Origin of the sequence: Paraburkholderia bannensis NBRC 103871, from assembly GCF_000685015.1 — a bacterium.
GTDB lineage: Bacteria > Pseudomonadota > Gammaproteobacteria > Burkholderiales > Burkholderiaceae > Paraburkholderia > Paraburkholderia bannensis.
This window is the reverse complement of the sequence record NZ_BAYA01000051.1, coordinates 18,541-36,116: the sequence shown is the minus strand read 5'-3', so window position 1 is coordinate 36,116 and position 17,576 is coordinate 18,541. Positions and strand designations below refer to the sequence as shown.

The window sequence follows — 17,576 nt, the reverse complement described above, 5'->3', positions numbered from 1 at the left end:
ATATTGGGCTGCGCCTAAAATCATCTAGCGCGGCAGCCCCCGAGCTAGTAGCTGGCCGACGACGGCCGCACAAACCGCAGGGGGAGAAGGTGCGCAGCCAACCAAGTCGTCGAGATCGAGCCGATTTCGTCGGAGCTGGGGGAGAAAACGCTGCCGCCCAAAAATCTACGAACAAGCGGGATGCCTCGCCTGCTGCGAAACAGACGCCAGCGGCGGTATCCCGCCGAACTCGTGTAAGAAGGTCGCGCGACTCATGAGGTGGCAGACATCTGCCACAACGGATGCCCTCTACGAGGCGTCCGTTGACCGGCCGCTCCTGCCGTGTGACCAGCCAGATGGATGATGCCTGCTCGAAAGGCGGCTGTGGGTCGATATCGGAAGTTCGCAGAGAGCGGCGATGTGCTTGCTGGGGTCGCCTCAGCGCTAATCTTTCGGCACCGGGCCGGGTGTCCGCCGCGTTGTGACACATTTATAGTCGCAACGGTGTCACTTTTAATACGGTCTACGGTGACCGTCTCCTTCAACGCATGGTAGGCAGCGTACTGAACTGGCAGGTCGAGCGAAAGACGGACATCCGTGCCATTGCGGGGCGCGGATTGCGCCAGGTTCGCTATGACCTGGCCCCTGGCATTATGAAGTGTCCGGCGCCATCCATCGACGCCGTGAAGCAGGCGGTCTGCGGAACGCTCGATCCCCTCCTGGCCATTCCCGTCGATGCCCGTGAAACCGACGACGTTCGCAGCTACGGCGGATTCCGGATAGAAGCGGCGATAGTCCTTCTGCGCGAATACTCCGGGCAGATCGAGGCGTATGGCGCGCTCTGCACTATCTGTCGGGACCTGCCGGCTGAGATAGACGAAATGGCGGTGCGATGCGTACGCGTGCTCGATGATCGCGGGATCAATCTGCAGAATGTGTGCGAGAGCCCCGATCTGTGAGGCAGAAGCGGGCGCGCCGGCCGCAGTGGCATCCAGCCAGACTGTTCGCGTGGGAAGGTCCATGGCCAGAGCCCGCCCGTTGCGATCGAAAATATGCCCGCGGGAAGCATGGGTGTCCCGGTCGTTTACCTGCCGCAGTTCTCCCTGTCGCTGATAGAAGTCGTCGACGACGCACTGCACCCACGCGGCCCTCAGAATGAGGGCGAGAAACGCGCTGGCGAATACGAGGCCCGCAAATCTCGATCTGCCACGGTGGAAGCCATTGGAATCCAGTGCGTGGCGGGAAAAACTAAGGTTCCTGCGCGTCGGGGGCATCTTCCGTGGCTGTTTCGTGAGGCCGTCTTCTTGCGGGGCTGCAGTTCGCCTGCATCAGTCTGGCAAGGCACGCTGGACACGCGGCCGGCCGGCGGCGTCTTCTCCAAACGAAGGACTAGCTTGCCGGCTCGACGTAGTCCCCTGAAATCCAGTAGTTCATTTGGCCTCCGGGTCCGCGTATGAGAACCGCGGCTGGATCATCGACACCGTCGTCATCTATCGTACACGCGATGGTGCCGTCGGGAATCATTTTCACCTGCTGCGCCCCGGTCAGCCTTGCGAGCTTCACAGGCGAAAGCGGGTAAAGGTGGCTGTACACATCGTAGCTGATTGCGCCGGGGGCATCGCCTTCAATTCTCACGGATGCGCCCTGGCCGCAGACATGCGCATTGGCACTTGCGGCTGAGACGCCGAACAGCAAAGCAAGCATTACTCGTCTCATGGATAGCCTCTGCTAAGTCAAAAAATCGCTTTGTGCCAGACTCACACCGCGAGCGTTAGCTCGCAGGACTACGGTTGGCGGTAGCAAGCGAAAGAGTATACTCTCCTTTCAAAAGCGCCATGATTCGTTTCATTCTGATGACATTGGCGCCCGACGCGCTGATGCGGGATCGCACAAACTCCCGCCCGAGACGAGGCGCGGTCCGGTTGAACCGCATATCCAGTCAGCTTGTCTTGTTCTCATCCTCGCCGATGAGAATGTTTGCGGTCGACACGAACATAAATCTCGGCACGTCGAGATTCTGGGGCGCGGGCTTGTCCTTGAAGACGCGCCCTGCGAGGTCGTATGTCGAACCGTGGCAAGGGCATAGGAAGCCGCCTGGCCAGTTGTCTGGAAGGCCCGGCTGCGGACCGGATTGAAAGCGGGGTACCGGTGTGCAACCCAGGTGCGTGCAGACACCCACCACCACGAGTAAATGCGGATGGTCGGGGCGTGACCGGTACTCGTTGCGACAATACGACGGCAACGGCATCGAGAACGGATGGTCGGTGTGCGGATCGGCGACCATCGGATCGGCCTGGACTACCGCGGCCATCATTGCCTCGGTGCGGTTCACGATAAATACAGGCTTGCCTCGCCACGCGACTGTCATCATCGAGCCGGGTCGCAGGTTCGAAATGTCTGCATGCACGGGTGCGCCGGCGGCCGTGGCGCTCGCAGGCGGCGCGAAGGAGTCGATAAAGGGGATGAGCGTCGTCACACCGGCAATCCCCCCCGCGACGGAGGTAGCGATCAACCAGACGCGACGGCGATTGTCGACGCGGTTATCAAGCTCGGTTGCCACGATCCGCTCCGTGCTTCCCTGATTGAATGAAAGCCTCGAGACTTTGATGTCGCGCCATCAAGCGCCCGACAAACGCACGAGCAGGTCCAAAAGGCCGATCCCGAGCAGGACCACGAGGGTTACCGCCGGAAGCGCGAGTATGTCGACCCACAGGCGCAAGCGCGCCTCCCTAGCGGCAGTCTGCTGTCCAGGGCGGCGCGCCTTGTGCTCCGTGACAGTTGATTGGCTCCCGCTCGTGATCAAGCGATGACCCGCTCCCGGCCGCGCACCGCCGCCGTTCGGCTCCTTGATGGACATCTGCCAGTGGCAGTCATCAAGCGGGCAACCGTCGCGTGGGGCTGTTTTGTGAAACGTCGGCCACAGCAACCGGACACGGATGAAGCGGGTGCCAGTGTCATTGCCCAGCGCGCTTGACCCGGGCGAGAACGCTCGCGCCAGACCTGGTGCGCCCGGGATGGGCCGAGTTGGAACGACAGAACGCATCATCCGGTGCAGTCGCAAGCTTGACAATCCATTCATTTTGGACTCCGTATCAGAGGGTACGCGTACGAGCCACCCTCCGGTCAACTGGTGTCGATGGTCATAAATATGCGCTCACGGTTTCGGTCAACCAGCAGGGCAACGGACTTGCCACTGCTTTCGACTTTCCGGCGAAACTGGTCGGGGCTCGCGACCGCGGCGTCGTTGACCATCAGAATGATGTCGCCGGGCTCGATACCGGCGAAAGCTGCCGGGCCAACACTTCGTTCCACGCGAACGCCGCTATTTACTCCGGCGTCGTGGCGCTCTTCGTTCGTCAAACCCCGCACGGTCAAGCCATCCGGCGAACTGGCCTCGCCGAGTCCTGCCAGTTCGTGCGCAGACGCGTTAAGCTCTCCAAGGACGACCGACGTGTCATGGGTGGCGTGATCCCGCCAATACACAAGCTGTACCGTCACACCCGGCTTGAGGTCGGCGACGGCGACGGGCAACGCCGACGAATCAGCAACAACCGTATCGTCGAGTTTCAGGATCACATCTCCGGGGCGCAAACCTGACTTCGCGGACGGCCCGTTCGCGTCAACGGAACTGACGAGGGCGCCTTCTGGTTTCGTCAAGCCGAACGATTGCGCGAGTGGTCCGCTGACCTCCTGTATCGTGATGCCCAGGCGTCCGTGCTCAGCCTTGTGATAGCGCTGCAACTGGTGCTCGACACGCATCGCCTCATTGATCGGCAGCGCGAACGCGAGTCCGTCTACTTCCCCTGCAATACCGTGGACGGGCGTCTCAATGCCGATCACCTCGCCGCTGAGATTGAAAACGGGGCTTCCAGCGTCGCCTGCGCTTTCGGTCATGTCCGTCTGAATAAGTGGAATGTACGAGTCGCGTGGCATGGCTCTCGACATGTTGGCAATAATGCCGGCAGTTACCGTGTTGCTCAGACCGTAAGGATTGCCGATTGAGGCAATCCAGTTACCTGCCTTTGCGTCGGCTGTCGATCCGATCCTGACCGTGGGCATATTGGTTGCAGGAATTTTCAGCAGCGCGACGCCGCTTGCGGGATCGCTTCCGACAAGTTTTGCCTTGAATTCCCGGCCATCACGAAGTGTCACCCTGATTTTCGTGGAGCCAGCGAGCACGTGTGAGTTGGTGAGGATGTAGCCGTCGGAGCTGATAACAAATCCGGATCCGACGCTGCCCGAGGGCATCCCGACTTCTCCGGGGAATTCGTACGGGAACTGCGGAAACAGACGGAAGAAAGGATTGCCATCGCTGCCAGCCGGAGGCCAGACCTGTTCGATGCTGGATACGCGTCCCGGCCCCGTGGTGCTGATATTGACAACCGCGTCGCCGTTCTTCTGGACGAGCGAGGAGAAGTCCGTCACGATTGGGGGCACGAGACCCGCCGCGTGCATTGCGCCGCTACCGGGTCTCGCGCCGGTCTGCGCCTGCAGCCAGGTCGGCTGTGCCGTGCATGCGGGCGACAGTGCGGCCAGTACGACAATCGTCAGTTGCTTCAGTTCTCCGTATCCCATCGCAAACCTCCGCCAATAGAACTCCTCCTGGCGAATTTCGTCGCCAGGGGGCGGGTGTTCGACCGTGGGTTCCCGATCGCGTCTGTATCAATCTAGCCGAGGTTCGTTAAAGCAAGCTTAAAAGGGTGCCTCGGCCTGCCACGCTCCTGCGCTCACGCGTTGCGATTTCAGCGCACAGGGTTAGGCGCCCGGAGACGCCTGAAGGCAAGGACGACCGGCAACGGTCCGCCGGTGCGACCCGCACGGACTGGTGGTGCTGTGGCCTGCGTGGTGTCAGGCGGCGTCGATACCGAGTCGCCGGAGCACGTCCTTGCCTGCCGGAGTCAGCCTGAGCCCGCGTTCAGCAGCGGCTTCCGACGTGGCCTCGACCAGCTGTGCCTGCTGAAGTGCAACGGCATCGGGATCCGTGCGGCTCACCTGGCCTGGTCCGCTAAGGAGGAGTATGAGAAGGGCGATCTCGTGATGGCTCAGGAGCGATTTCATTGTGGTGACCGGTAGGCGATGTTCCGTACCCGGGGCTGCGTTCGACTGTCTCGAACAGACGATGGGTCGGCGATGCCGGCGGGGCTGCGCAGATAATGCGTGGCACGTGAAGGAGACCAGCGGAGAAATCTGGCAATTTGACCGTCGGGTCCGGTGCGAAGTTTCGAATGGAGGAAAGAACTATGTTGAGTGCGACAGGACGCGTAGATCGCGGAGAACACCACCTTCGAGCGGTCGGGTTGAGCCCGGCGGCCGAAACGCTGAAAAGCACAAAACAGAATACCTCGCCTGTTTAGCGGGTCCTGCCGGATCGGAAACACCATCCGCCCAATGCTCAGAGCAAACTCTCCGTTGCATCGCTTCGCGCGCAGGCAGTAGCCAACGCGAATTCGTCGGTCCCTTGCGCGAGTGGAACGCCGTCTGAGGTTGACCCAGTTCGACGGACGGATTTTTTCAGGGCGGCCACCATATTTCGCAGCGCCTGCCCGGCAATCGCATAGGCAGAAGCATGTGCGAAGCGGGGCAGCATGGTTCCCGCTCATACCCGCGCGACACCTGTTCAATGCAGGGCACTATTTGTTCCACGCCCCGCATGCTGCTGGAGGTGACGCTCGAGCACGTCCGGATTGCAAGGCTTCGCAAAGACCTGCACCTCGAGCGATTCGAGTCCATCCAGTGACTCGCGGGCGAAGCCGGTCAGCAGCGTGACACTCAGGGTCGGGTAGCGTCGGCGTATTTCCGCCGCGAGCCTCACACCGCTCATCGACCCAGGCAGCTGGACATCCGAGAGAACGGCGTCGAATGAATTTGCTTCATCGTCAAGTGCGGCAAGGGCCGCCTGCGCATCGCCAGCATGGATCACGGTGTGCCCCATTGTCTCGAACAGCGACTGCTGAGCCTGTGCGACAAGTGGATCGTCTTCCACAAGTAGCAGACGCAGTTGCCGGTGCGTGGTGGCGTAAGCCTCCGCCGGCACCGTGAGGCTGGCTGCCGTCTGCTCGGCGCGTGGAATGTTAAGGCTTACAGTCGTTCCGCGATCGCGCGCTGTATCGAGCGTGACGAAGCCTCCGGCACGTTCGCAGAACGCACGTACCTGCGCAAGACCGAGGCCCGTGCCATGGCCCGTTGGCTTTGTCGTGAAGAACGGTTCGAAGGCTCGAAACTCGGTGGCGGCGTCCATGCCGTGGCCGGTGTCAGAAAACACGAGGCGAACATAGTCGCCGTCCGGTGCGCTGGGAAATGGCGCGACGCACGCGTTGCCCACACGCAGCGAAGCCCGCCCGCCCGCCGGCATGGCGTCGCGAGCGTTGACCGCGAGGTTCAGAAGCGCAAGCTCCAGTTCTGCCGCGTCCACGCGGATCGGCCAGACATCCGCTTCGACGTGCTGGGTGAAAGTGATCGAGTCGCCAAGCGCTGAACGCAACAGCGGATAACCTTCCCACAGGCGCAGGTCGACAATGTCCATGTGCAGTGGCTGCTTTCGTGCGACGCCGAGCAGTCTGCGTGTGAGTGCCTGCCCTTTGGCGATTGCGCCTTCGACAGACTCGAGCGCCTGCAGGGCGTCCGCACCGGGGCGTGCGCCGCGCGCCGCATGGGCAGCGATGGCCATGAGGACATTATTGAAGTCGTGGGCGACCATTGCGACCATGTTGCCCAGCGTTTCAAGGCGTTGACTCTCCGCACGTGCTCGCTCATGGGCGGCGAGCGCCAGGCGTTGTGCATCCAGCTGTCGCCATGCGGTCTCCTCGCGGCTCAGCCGACGCAGATAGAGCGCGAGCAGCAGTACGATGATGGAAGCCTGTCCGAGTGTCGTGATCACAAGGTGTGCGGACTGGCGTATCCAGGCCGCACGCAGTGGTGCGATGGGCCACGCCGTAACCACGTAGGCATCGTATGCCCCCACCCGACGATAGGCGACGATGCGTCCGTGGTCGTTGCCAGTACCGGGAGCGGGCAGTCGCAGCGCACCCTCGCCGCTCCTTTCACGCAGCGCGCTCGCCAGTTTGGGATGGGCTGACGTTGTCCGGTCCTCGTCTCCGGCGTCGGGATACCAGACGAGCGGGACGGCGTCGGCTGTCAGAAGGCCAAGATGCAACGGGCTGCCGGGAGCACGCAGGTCGCGAAAGAAGTCACGGTAGTAGGCGAGATTCATGGAGACAGAAACGAACCCTCCAAATCCACCTCGTGCGTCAGTCCAGCCTTGTGCGACATTGAACGTGTGCGCTCCCGTCACGCGGCTCACCATCGGTTGCGAAATGTGGAGGACGGCTGGAGCGTCGCGCAGCACATCGAAATCCTTGCGATCCGCAACGTTGACCGGACCCGCGGTGGGGTGGCTCGATACCAGCAGCTCGCCTTCGCTGCTGAACACGTTGATCGACAATATCTGTGGGTAGCCTGCGCCAAGCTCGCTCATCTGCGCGCGGATCGCCGCCGACGAATGCCGGATCTGGCGGTCGCTCATTCGTGAAACGCGCTGTAGGAGGCGAGGAATCAGCGAGGCGTCGATATCGAAAAGTTTCACCGCCTGCTGTTGCGCGACGCTAACGGAACGCACCGTCGTTTCGGTGGCGGCGTCGAGACGCTCGTACCAGTCGCTGCGAACCTCAATGGCGACATAAAGTGTCGGCAGCACTACGCTTGCCACCATGAGGGCGTGCACGACGCGTCGCACGCCCCGAAAGTGTAGTGCGCGCAGTTCACTGGCTGGCAAGGCCGGTTCGTTGGCTGTAGATGGGCGCATGGAAATGTTGATCTGGGGAAGCCGTCCTCGCATAACCGCCCGATACGGTTCAGCGCGGAGGATGCGCAATTTCTGTTCCCGAAAGAGGCGCTCGCACGCATGGCTCTCCCGAACATGGTCGCATGTGCAGGCCTGATCATTATCGGACCCGGAACTCCCGCGTCGTAACCCACGCGCAGTGGGGGCGGAAGAAGAATGGCCGCTCCCGCCTGTGTGCCCCAACTGCACACCCGTTACCCGCACGCTTGAGGAAACGTTCATGCCGCGCACGCCCGCGCCTTCCAGAAGGTTAGAACGCGTCAAGGAACGACCGGTGCGGACTCGCCCTGTACGTCGTACGCCAGCGCGAACAAAGGACCGGCATAGGATTTGCGAAATCTGTCCGCCAGACGCTCAGTCAATATCTGCATGCTGACGCACTGAGCGTCGCCTGCCTGTCTACACGGCGCGCGTGATGGCAAAAAAAGGCGAGGGCGGTTGTGCACGGCGGCTCCGGCGCCTGCTACCCCGAAGCACTCGCATGGTGTCGAATGAGAACGCATCTGGGTGCGCATGCTGTCGTCATTGACCGCCCGACTTCATAAATGGCTGGCACCTGGCTCGGATACCGGCAGAAGACCTGCCAGGCAGGGCACCAGACGTAAATCCACATGTTGGGCATCATTCTTCGTTATCGTGTCCGATGCGATCCGAGTCCACCTGCCAATCGGCTGGTTACTGTGGCCCTCGCCGACGATTGAGGCGTTATGACGCTTCGCGTCTGGGTGGTTCGCATGTCACGCGTTCGTGCGACCAAATCGACGCTCGCGCATCCGATACGACGCTAGAGCTGCCTCGAGTGCAGCGTCGTCGAAGTCTGGCCAAAAAATATCCGTGAAATACAGTTCGGTGTACGCCAGTTGCCACAGTAGAAAGTTGCTCATGCGCCGTTCACCGCCGGTACGGATGAAGAGATCTGGTTCCGGTGCGTAAGCTAGCGCGAGATTTTTCGCAAAGCTATCTTCGTCGACCAGTGCAGATCGTCCGTCGGCCGCGGCCTGTTCAACGAGCCGCCGGACGGATTGAAGGATGTCCCATCGCCCCCCCGTAATTCGCGGCGACCGTCAACGTCATGCGGGAGTTGTGGGCGGTTTTCGTTTCGGCGCGTTGAATCAGCTGCTGGAGGCCCGCGTCAAACATGGACAAATCACCCACGACACGTAGTCGAATGCCATTCTTGTCAAGTCGCGCCGTCTCACGTTCGAGTACTGAGGTGAACAGGCGCATCAGAAACGAAACTTCATCGGGGAGGGCGGCGCCAGTTCTCCGAACTGAATGCGAACAGCGTCAGGTAGCCGATACCGCGTTTCGCGCAGCCGTCGACGATCGTGCGGACGGCCTCGACGCCTTTCGTGTGGCCCGCGATACGAGGCAGCTTCCGCCGCTCAGCCCACCGCCCATTACCATCCATGATGACGGCAATGTGCCGCGGCACGGCCCCCACATCCGGTACACGAACAGTCGAACTGATGTAGCGCATGTCAGGTCCCGAAGCTGCGATAAGCGTGGTCGCAGCCAACAACAACACCAGGATGACAGGGCATACTTAAGGTTTGGTTAACAGCTAGGAGTAGCAATTCCGTTAACACCGGCTAAGACCCGCCGCGGAGATTCGCCCCGAGGGACGAGCTCTCAAAGGGAGTCGCCCGAGTCTTCCTGCGTATGTAAGCCTGGCGTATCGACGCAATTGGTGCTGTTGGAAGAGAACCCTCCTTGCGCGGACCGATTTCGTGCGTCGCTGCACCGGTCACTGGCGTTGGCGTCAAGTCGGCCTGGGAATCCGCTGACGCACGAACTTTCCGCAAAAAACGGGGGCGGAGTCGGATTGGTGGTAGTCAAAGCGCCGCAATCTGGTCGCTAAGGCGTTTCGACAGTGACCTTCAGGTCCGGTAGGAAATCGCGAAACTCCATCTCGATGTTGAGCAGGCACTCGCCTGCCCGCGGCGGCGCGAGCGGCCTCAATTGTGCTCAGATGGCATCGGATTCTGCGGTAGCATCGGCTCACTTCCAACGCGAACGCAATGACCCGATGTCCAAGAGCGTACTCATTGTCGAAGACGATTCCTCGATTGCCGCGAACCTGTACGACTATCTCGAGGCAGGCGGTTATAAGGTCGATGTAGCCGCCAGTGGCAAAGCGGGGCTGCAGATGGCGCTCGCCTACTCATGGGACGCCATTTTGCTCGATCTGTCACTGCCGGGCATGGATGGGCTCACACTGTGTCGCAGGCTGCGAGAAGAGGCGGGCCGGGATACGCCGGTACTCATGCTGACCGCGCGCGACGCGCTTGACGACAAGCTCGCGGGATTCGTGCATGGCGCCGATGATTACCTGGTCAAACCGTTCTCCCTGAAGGAGGTGGGCGCACGGCTTGGCGCCATGATCAAGCGCTACCGCGGTCAGGTCGCCACCATGGATCTGCGGTTTGCGGATGTGCGCCTCGACCTGTCGACGATGACCGTCGAACGCGCCGCACGCCCGGTCAAGCTACCGCCCAAATGTCTTCACCTGCTGCGTATCCTGATGCAGTCGCCCCAACGCACCTTCACGCGCGCCGAGCTCGAGTCCGAAGTCTGGGGAGAAGAGCTGCCGGACAGCGACACGCTGCGCACGCACATCTATACGCTGCGCCGGGCGCTCTGTGGGCCCGGTGAAGCCGATGTGATCGAAACGCTGCATGGCGTCGGCTACCGGCTCGTGGCGGGCGGTGATGATGCGAAATAGCCTGCGCTTCAAGGTCGCCCTGTTCTTTTCAATGCTGACCATCGCGCTGCTGGTCGCCCAGGCGCTGGGCGTACGAGCACTGGCCGAAGCGCAGGAAGAGCGGCTGATCACGGCGCTCATCCGTGACGACATGGCGAGTGTGCTCAAGAGCTACCAGGCCAATCCTGCGCTGCTGCCACCGTTCGACATACGAATGAATGGCTATGTTTCGAGCGCGGGCCGCGCGCGCATTGCCCTGCCCGAAACCGTCAGGAATTTGCCTTTCGGTACGCACGAAGTCATTATCGACGACCGGGAGATCCACGTCGCCATTGCGTCCATGGGCACGGCACGCCTGTACCGGGTCTATAACTTCAACGTCTACGAAAAGCATTTCAAGGAAGTCATCAATGCACTGATGGGCGGCACTGGCATCTTTGCACTCCTGACGATCTGGCTGTCCTTTGGTCTTTCCGGACTGCTGGTGCGGCAGGTCGCGGGACTCGCCCAGCAGGTCAAGACGCTGCGGCTGGGTGAATCGGCAGCGATCCATCCAGGCAAATATGATGAAACGGAACTCGTCGGTCTCGTGGAGGCGTTCAACGACTACCACCAGCGCATGGCCGACATGATGGCGCGCGAAAAGGAGTTCACAGGCAACGTCAGCCACGAACTGCGCACGCCGCTCACGACCATCAAGACAAGCTGCGAACTGCTCGAGCAGGATACGGCGATCCAGGGCAAATCGCGCGCACGTCTGCAGCAGATCGAGCGGGCAGCGGACAACATGCGCGAACTCGCCAACGCACTGCTCATGCTCGCGCGGGAGGATTCTGCGCGCGAAGTCGAACCGGTGGCCGTGGCGAAGATGATCGAAACCGCGTTGACACCGTTTGCCGAGCAGCTCGCACAAAAGGGACTCGAGTCGGTCATTGATATCGACGGCGAACTTCGTGTCGTGGCGAACCGCCCTGCGCTTGCGATCGTGCTATCCAACCTGATCGACAACGCCGTGCGGCACACGAACCACGGAGGCCTGCACTTTCGCTACGCCAACGGCTGGCTTTACATCGAGGACACGGGACCAGGTATTCCGGCGCACGCAATCCCGCATGTCTTTGACCGCTTCTACCAGGCAGCATCGCCCGATACCCCGACGCCCGGGGTCGGAATCGGTCTGTCCATCGTCAGGAAGTTGTGCGAGCGCTACGGGTGGCCAATCGAGATTGGCAGTGAGCCCGGCAAGGGAACCAGCGTATCGCTTCGGCTGCCGGCCGCAAGCCGGACCTGAGCCAGTCTCACCCGGATCGGGTGGGTTCTTGACGAAAACTTCACAACCCCTGGCGTAGCCTCCAACCCGAAAGCCGCCCGCATGGGCGGCACAACGTTCGGGATGGATTGCCAGAATGCGCTGCGCGTTATCGATTGTCTTCATCGTGTTGAGCGGCGTGGCCGGCTGCGCGACCTATCATCCCCAACCGATCACCCCCGACCGGATTGCCCGGGAATTCGGGCAGCGCTCCCTCGCGAACGGGGAATTATATGCCTGGATCGCACGCGAAGCGGGTCACGATGTCACCCCGTGGCCACCGGCAGCATGGAACCGCGAGCTGCTGACCCTCGCGGCCTTCTACTACAGCCCCGCCCTCGACCTGGCCCGTGCGCAATGGGGCACCGCCAAAGGCGGCATCGATGTCGCCAATGCGATTCCCAACCCGGTCCTGCAGTTGCCATTCCAGTTCAACACGCCCAACCCAGGGCCAGGAGCGCCCTTCACCTGGGGGCCTTCGCTCGATATTCCTATCGAGACCGCACACAAGCGCGGCTATCGCGTCGATCAGGCGAGCCACCTTTCGGAAGCCGCCCGGCTGAACATCATCACGGCAGCGTGGACGGTCAGTGCGCAGGTCAGGGACGCCATGCTCGCCCTGTACGCCGCCCGCACACGCATCGCCTTCCTGTCCGCGAAGGCTGAGGCCCAGCGGCAGATCACGGTCATGAGCCACCACCGTCTCGCCGTCGGCCAGTATTCGCAGCCCGAAGTCGACGCCGCCATGCTTGCCGACACCCAGGCCCAGAGCGATCTTGCTGCCGCGCGAACTGCCGAAGAAGATGCGCGCGCCCAACTGGCCGCCGCCATCGGCGTGCCGGTCACCGCGCTCGACAGCGTCACACTCGACCTGAGCGCCTTCGGCACGGCGCCCGCTGCGCCACCGGCAGCGGATGCGCAGCGCGCGGCGATCTTCCATCGCGCCGATCTGCGCGCCTCGCTGGCTGAATACGCCGCGGCCGAATCGGCGCTTCAGCTCGAGGTCGCGAAGCAGTATCCGGATATCCATCTCGGTCCCGGCTACACGTACGACACCGGCACCAACAAGATCGGCTTTGGACTGGCCGGCATCACGTTGCCGATCTTCGACCAGAACCAGGGGGGTATCAAACAGGCCGAGGCCAGGCGCAAGGAAGCGGCGGTCCGCACCAGCGCGCTGCAGGACAGGATCATCGGCGACCTTGCGCACGCGCTGGCGCGCTACCAGTCGCGCACTGAAGCGCTGCATATTTCCGACGCCCATCTGGCGAGCGCCCGCCGCCAGCTCGACAGCCAGGCGGCCGCATTCGCGAGCGGCAATGCGGACCGTCTGACCTACACACAGGCGAAAGCCGATTATCAGTCGAGTGAGACCGCCCATCTCGACGCCGAAGTCGCCGTCCAGCAGGCTGCCGGCGCACTCGAAGATGCGATGCAGTTACCCCTCAGCGACGAGGCAATGAGCCAGACTCTCCGTGAGGGGACTGCACGATGAAATTCCGGCTGATCTTTCTTAGCATTGTTTCGCTAGCCCTCTGCGCTTTGGCAGGCTGGTACATCATCAACCAGGCGTTTGACGACTCCGGTGCAACGGCCGCTGGGGCGGCACAATCCGCTCCGCCGCCCGCCGTGCAGACGGTCAATGGCGAAACGGTCGTGGTCGTGAGCCCGGATGCACAGCGCGCCGGCCATATCGAAATCGCGCCGCTTGCGGCCGTCACGAGCCAGTCCGGCATCAACGCCGACGCCACGGTCATCGATCTGCAGCCGCTCTTCGATCTGCGTAACCGCGTTGCCAGCGCGCGTGCGGACGTTGATACGTTCACCGCTCAGGCGGCCAGTTCGCGCACACAGTACGAGGGCAGCCGCACGCTGTTCAACGATGACCGCAATATTTCGCAGAAGAGCCTCCAGGCCGCGCAGTCGACGATGCAGGGCGACGCGGCAAAACTGCAGTCCGCCCAGGTCACGCTGGACGGTCTTGCCGGCACGCTGCGCCAGCAGTTCGGCAATGCACTCGCGAACGCTGCAACGGCACCCGCCTCGACGCTGTTCCAGCGCCTCCAGTCAGGTCAGTCGGTTGTCCTGCGCGTCACGTTGCCGGCCAGCTTCGGCACGACGCCGCCAGAACGCATCGCAGTCGATACACCCAGCGGTGGCACGGTGCCCGCCCGGAGGCTTTCCGCTTCGCCCCTCGCCGATCCTGCCATACAGGGCACGCCATGGTTTTACGTCGCCGACACCGTGCTGCCAGCGAACCTGCGCACAAGTGCGCGCGTGCCGACGTCGGGCGAGGCCGTCTCCGGGCTGCTGATCCCGGAGCAGGCGGTGGTGTGGTACGGCGGCCAGACCTGGGCATACGTGCGCACGGCGCACGACCGTTTCACGCGGCGCTACGTGCCAGCGGTCAACGCGGGCGATCACGGTTTCATGGTCACAACCGGCTTCCGGGCTGGCGACCAGGTCGTGACGCAGGGGGCGCAACTGCTGCTCTCCGAAGAGATCAAGCCACAGGGCATCGGCACGGCGTGCAAGGATCCGCCCGAGTGTGACGACTGAGCCTCGCATGCCCCGCCCAGAACAACGCCACACACCGCCAGATGCTTGACGCAATCATCCACTTTTCGCTGCGTTTTCGCGGCGTCATCTTCTCGCTGGCCGTCATGGTGGCTGGCTACGGGCTCTTTTCCCTCACGCGCGCTAAGCTCGACGTCTTTCCCGAGTTCGCGCCGCCGATGAGCATCGTGCAGACGGCCGCGCCGGGCATGACGAGCGAGCAGGTGGAGACCCTCGTGACCCAGCCGGTTGAAAATGCCCTCGGCGGCATGACCGGCCTGCAGTCGATCCGCTCGCGGTCGATGCAGGGCCTCTCCTCGGTCACGCTCGTGTTCGACGACCATGCCAACGTAGTGCAGGTCCGGCAGCTCGTTACCGAGCGCATCGCAGGACTCGCGGGCACGCTGCCGGCCGGTGTCTCGGCGCCCCAACTCCTGCCGCTCACGACGACGACGAGCGTCGTGCGCACCATCGGCCTGACGTCGAAAACGCGCTCGCTCGCGGACCTCTACGACATCGCGCAGTGGACCGTCAAACCGCCGTTGCTCGGTACGCGAGGCGTGGCCGATGTGATCGTGTTCGGCGGCGAGACGCGCCAGATGCAGATCCAGGTCGACCCCGCGAAGCTGATACGCCACGGCCTGTCGATCCAGGATGTCATTGCCGCGGCGCGCCAGGCCACGGGCGTACGCGGCGCCGGGTTCATCGAGAACAGCAACCAGCGCATCGCCGTCAACGCCGATGGCCAGATCGCGACGCCGCAAACGCTCGCCGGTGTCGTACTGCGTTCCAGCAACGGCGCAGCGGTTCGGCTTGGCGACGTCGCCAATGTGACCTGGGGCAACGCACCCGCGGTTGGCGCTGCGTCGATCATGGGCAAGCCAGACGTGATGGTCGTGATGGAAAGCCAGTACGGGACCAACACGATGGCCGTGACGCGAGACATCGAAAAGACGCTCGCGGGGCTTGCGCCCGTGCTCGCCCGCCAGGGCGTAGATGTGAACGCGAACGTCTTCCGGCCCGCGAACTTCATCGAGGCCTCGGTCGGGCACCTGCGCATGGCGCTCATCGTCGGCGCCTTGCTCGTCATCGCGGTGCTGTTCCTGTTTCTGCTCAACGTGCGCACCGCCGTCATCTCTGCGGCCGCGATTCCCATGTCGCTGCTGGTCGCGATCATCGTGCTCACCTCGTTCGGTGTCAGCCTGAACACGATGACGCTGGGCGGGCTCGCCATCGCACTGGGCGAAGTGGTCGACGATGCGATCATCGACGTCGAGAACATTTACCGGCGCCTGCGGGAGAACCGCGCCCTGGCCCCGCCGCTGCCCGCCTTTCGCGTCGTGCTGAGCGCGTCGCTCGAAGTGCGCAGCGCGGTCGTGTTCGCGACCTTCATCGTGATGCTGATCTTCCTGCCCGTGCTCACGCTCACAGGTATAGGTGGCCGGCTCTTTGCGCCCCTGGGCATCGCCTACATGCTTGCCGTCCTCGCGTCGCTTGGCGTCGCCCTGACGCTCACGCCCGCGATGGCGCTCGCCCTGCTGTCGAAGGGACCGTTGCCCGAGCGCGAGCCACGACTGATTGTGCGCCTCAAGACACGGTACATCGCACTGCTGGCGAAGGTCGAGCAGCACGTGAAGGCGGTCATGGCGATCGTCGCGGTGATGTGCGCCGCGGCGCTCGCGGCGCTGCCCTTCATGAGCGGGAGTTTCATTCCGCAATTGCGGGAAGGCCATTACACCGTTCATATGGGGCTCGCACCGGGCACCTCGCTCGCCGAATCGATGCGCGTTGGCACTCAGGTCTCGCAGGCGCTGATGCAGGTGCCAGGCGTGCGTCTCGTGGCGCAACGTGCCGGACGCGCGAACGGTGTGGTCGACCCGACCGGCGTGCAGCTCTCCGAGTTCGAGGTCGACCTCAAGCCGATGGGTGCGTCGGGCCAGCGCTGGGCGCTCTATCGGATCCGCCAGGCACTGGCGCGTTTTCCGGGGCTCTCCACCTCGGTCAATACGTTTCTTGAGGAACGCATCGACGAAACCATTTCGGGGACGACGGCGCCTGTAGTCGTGAATGTCTTCGGCAACAATCTCGATGTGATCGATCGTACGTCGCAGCAGATCGCCCAGTTGATCGGTACGATCCACGGCGTTGCCAGCGTGCGGGTGGATTCGCCACCCGGGATTCCCGAACTGGATGTGAGGCTCAATCCTGACGCACTGAGCCGATGGGGCTTTCGCCCGGTCGAAGTTCTCGATGCCATCCAGGCCGCGTACGCCGGCGTGACCGTCGCGCAGATTTATGAGGGCAGCCGCACCTACGACGTCGCAGTCGTGCTCGACCCGGCACAGCGCAGGTCGGTCAGCGACGTGGGCAAGCTCATGGTGCGCAACGCCGACGCCTTTGCCGTGCCGCTCTCCACGCTCGCGACGATCCGGCAGGTCGCCGGTCGCTACCAGATCACACACGATGGTGGCCAGCGCGTGCAGACGGTGTCGGTGAATCTCGGCAGCCGGCCGGTCAGCGACTTCGTGAAGGAAGCGCAGGCGCGCGTGAATCGCGAAATCAGGATGCCGTCGGGTACCTATGCCGTTTTCAGCGGAGAGAGCGAAGCGCGCGCGCAGTCGCGGCGCGACCTTCTCGCATACGGTGGGATCGCGCTGGTAGGCATCGCATTGTTGTTGTTCCTTGCGATGAAGAACCGGCGCGCCGTGCTGCTGGTCATGATCAACCTGCCCTTCGCGCTTGTGGGCGGGGTCCTGGGCGTGGTACTGACCGGCGGGAACCTGTCGCTTGGCAGCATGGTGGGCTTCGTCACGTTGCTCGGCATATCGCTGCGCAATTCGATCATGCTGATCAGCCACTACGAGCATCTGGTGTTCGTCGACGGGCTGACCTGGAACATGGACACTGCCGTGCGTGGCGCATCGGAGCGGCTGGTGCCGATCCTCATGACCGCGCTGGTGACCGCGCTCGCGCTGGCGCCGCTCGCTGCGACGAGTGGCGCACCGGGCAACGAAATCGAAGGGCCGATGGCGATCGTCATTCTTGGCGGGCTCATCACCTCGACCGCGCTGAATTTGATCGTGCTGCCCACGCTGACATTGCGTTACGGGCGCTTCACACGCGACGCGATGGGTGCGCCGGGGCGAGTGAATGCGTAAGCGGCTCTCTTCGATACAATTGTGGTCGAT

General features: G+C 62.9%; 11 protein-coding genes and 1 pseudogene. 5 read left to right on the top strand and 7 right to left on the bottom strand.

The window, feature by feature from the left end:
• Positions 1–251: 251 nt before the first annotated feature.
• The 7 genes and pseudogenes from BBA01S_RS48720 to uppS form a co-directional block, all read right to left on the bottom strand.
• Positions 252–1,001: a penicillin-binding protein 2 gene (locus BBA01S_RS48720; RefSeq protein ID WP_407668373.1), complete on the bottom strand. Its 750-nt coding sequence runs from the start codon at positions 999–1,001 to the stop codon at positions 252–254.
• Between the two features lie 367 nt (positions 1,002–1,368).
• The gene (locus tag BBA01S_RS37370) at positions 1,369–1,683 is read right to left on the bottom strand and encodes a hypothetical protein (protein WP_042298536.1); all 315 of its coding nucleotides are present in this window, start codon (positions 1,681–1,683) and stop codon (positions 1,369–1,371) included.
• 235 nt (positions 1,684–1,918) lie between these two features.
• Positions 1,919–2,539 (bottom strand): ubiquinol-cytochrome c reductase iron-sulfur subunit, encoded by a 621-nt coding sequence (petA, locus tag BBA01S_RS37365; RefSeq protein WP_042298535.1) that lies wholly within the window; start codon positions 2,537–2,539, stop codon positions 1,919–1,921.
• Between the two features lie 563 nt (positions 2,540–3,102).
• Positions 3,103–4,554 carry a trypsin-like peptidase domain-containing protein gene (locus BBA01S_RS37355; protein ID WP_027820862.1) on the bottom strand — a complete coding sequence of 484 codons (1,452 nt, stop codon included), beginning with the start codon at positions 4,552–4,554 and terminating at the stop codon, positions 3,103–3,105.
• Between the two features lie 273 nt (positions 4,555–4,827).
• The gene (locus BBA01S_RS37350; RefSeq protein WP_027820861.1) at positions 4,828–5,037 is read right to left on the bottom strand and encodes a hypothetical protein; all 210 of its coding nucleotides are present in this window, start codon (positions 5,035–5,037) and stop codon (positions 4,828–4,830) included.
• 559 nt (positions 5,038–5,596) lie between these two features.
• On the bottom strand, positions 5,597–7,687 hold the full coding sequence (locus tag BBA01S_RS44590) for a hybrid sensor histidine kinase/response regulator (protein ID WP_052392069.1): 2,091 nt from the start codon (positions 7,685–7,687) through the stop codon (positions 5,597–5,599).
• Between the two features lie 869 nt (positions 7,688–8,556).
• Positions 8,557–9,299, bottom strand: a pseudogene (gene uppS / locus BBA01S_RS44585) (polyprenyl diphosphate synthase).
• A 549-nt stretch (positions 9,300–9,848) separates the two neighbouring features.
• On the opposite strand from uppS, the gene BBA01S_RS37325 reads away from it, so the two are divergent.
• The 5 genes from BBA01S_RS37325 (at position 9,849) to BBA01S_RS37305 (ending at position 17,546) form a co-directional block, all read left to right on the top strand.
• A complete protein-coding gene (locus BBA01S_RS37325) occupies positions 9,849–10,544 on the top strand; it encodes a response regulator transcription factor (protein ID WP_027820858.1) in 696 nt (231 codons plus the stop codon).
• Positions 10,534–11,814, top strand: coding sequence for a sensor histidine kinase (locus BBA01S_RS37320; RefSeq protein ID WP_027820857.1), 1,281 nt, complete (start codon positions 10,534–10,536; stop codon positions 11,812–11,814). Before BBA01S_RS37325 ends, BBA01S_RS37320 begins: the two co-directional genes overlap by 11 nt.
• 115 nt (positions 11,815–11,929) lie before the next feature.
• Positions 11,930–13,327, top strand: coding sequence for a TolC family protein (locus BBA01S_RS37315; protein ID WP_027820856.1), 1,398 nt, complete (start codon positions 11,930–11,932; stop codon positions 13,325–13,327).
• Positions 13,324–14,391: an efflux RND transporter periplasmic adaptor subunit gene (locus tag BBA01S_RS37310; RefSeq protein WP_027820855.1), complete on the top strand. Its 1,068-nt coding sequence runs from the start codon at positions 13,324–13,326 to the stop codon at positions 14,389–14,391. The genes BBA01S_RS37315 and BBA01S_RS37310 overlap by 4 nt, the downstream gene beginning before the upstream one ends.
• Before the next feature lie 41 nt (positions 14,392–14,432).
• The gene (locus BBA01S_RS37305; protein ID WP_027820854.1) at positions 14,433–17,546 is read left to right on the top strand and encodes an efflux RND transporter permease subunit; all 3,114 of its coding nucleotides are present in this window, start codon (positions 14,433–14,435) and stop codon (positions 17,544–17,546) included.
• Positions 17,547–17,576 lie beyond the last annotated feature (30 nt).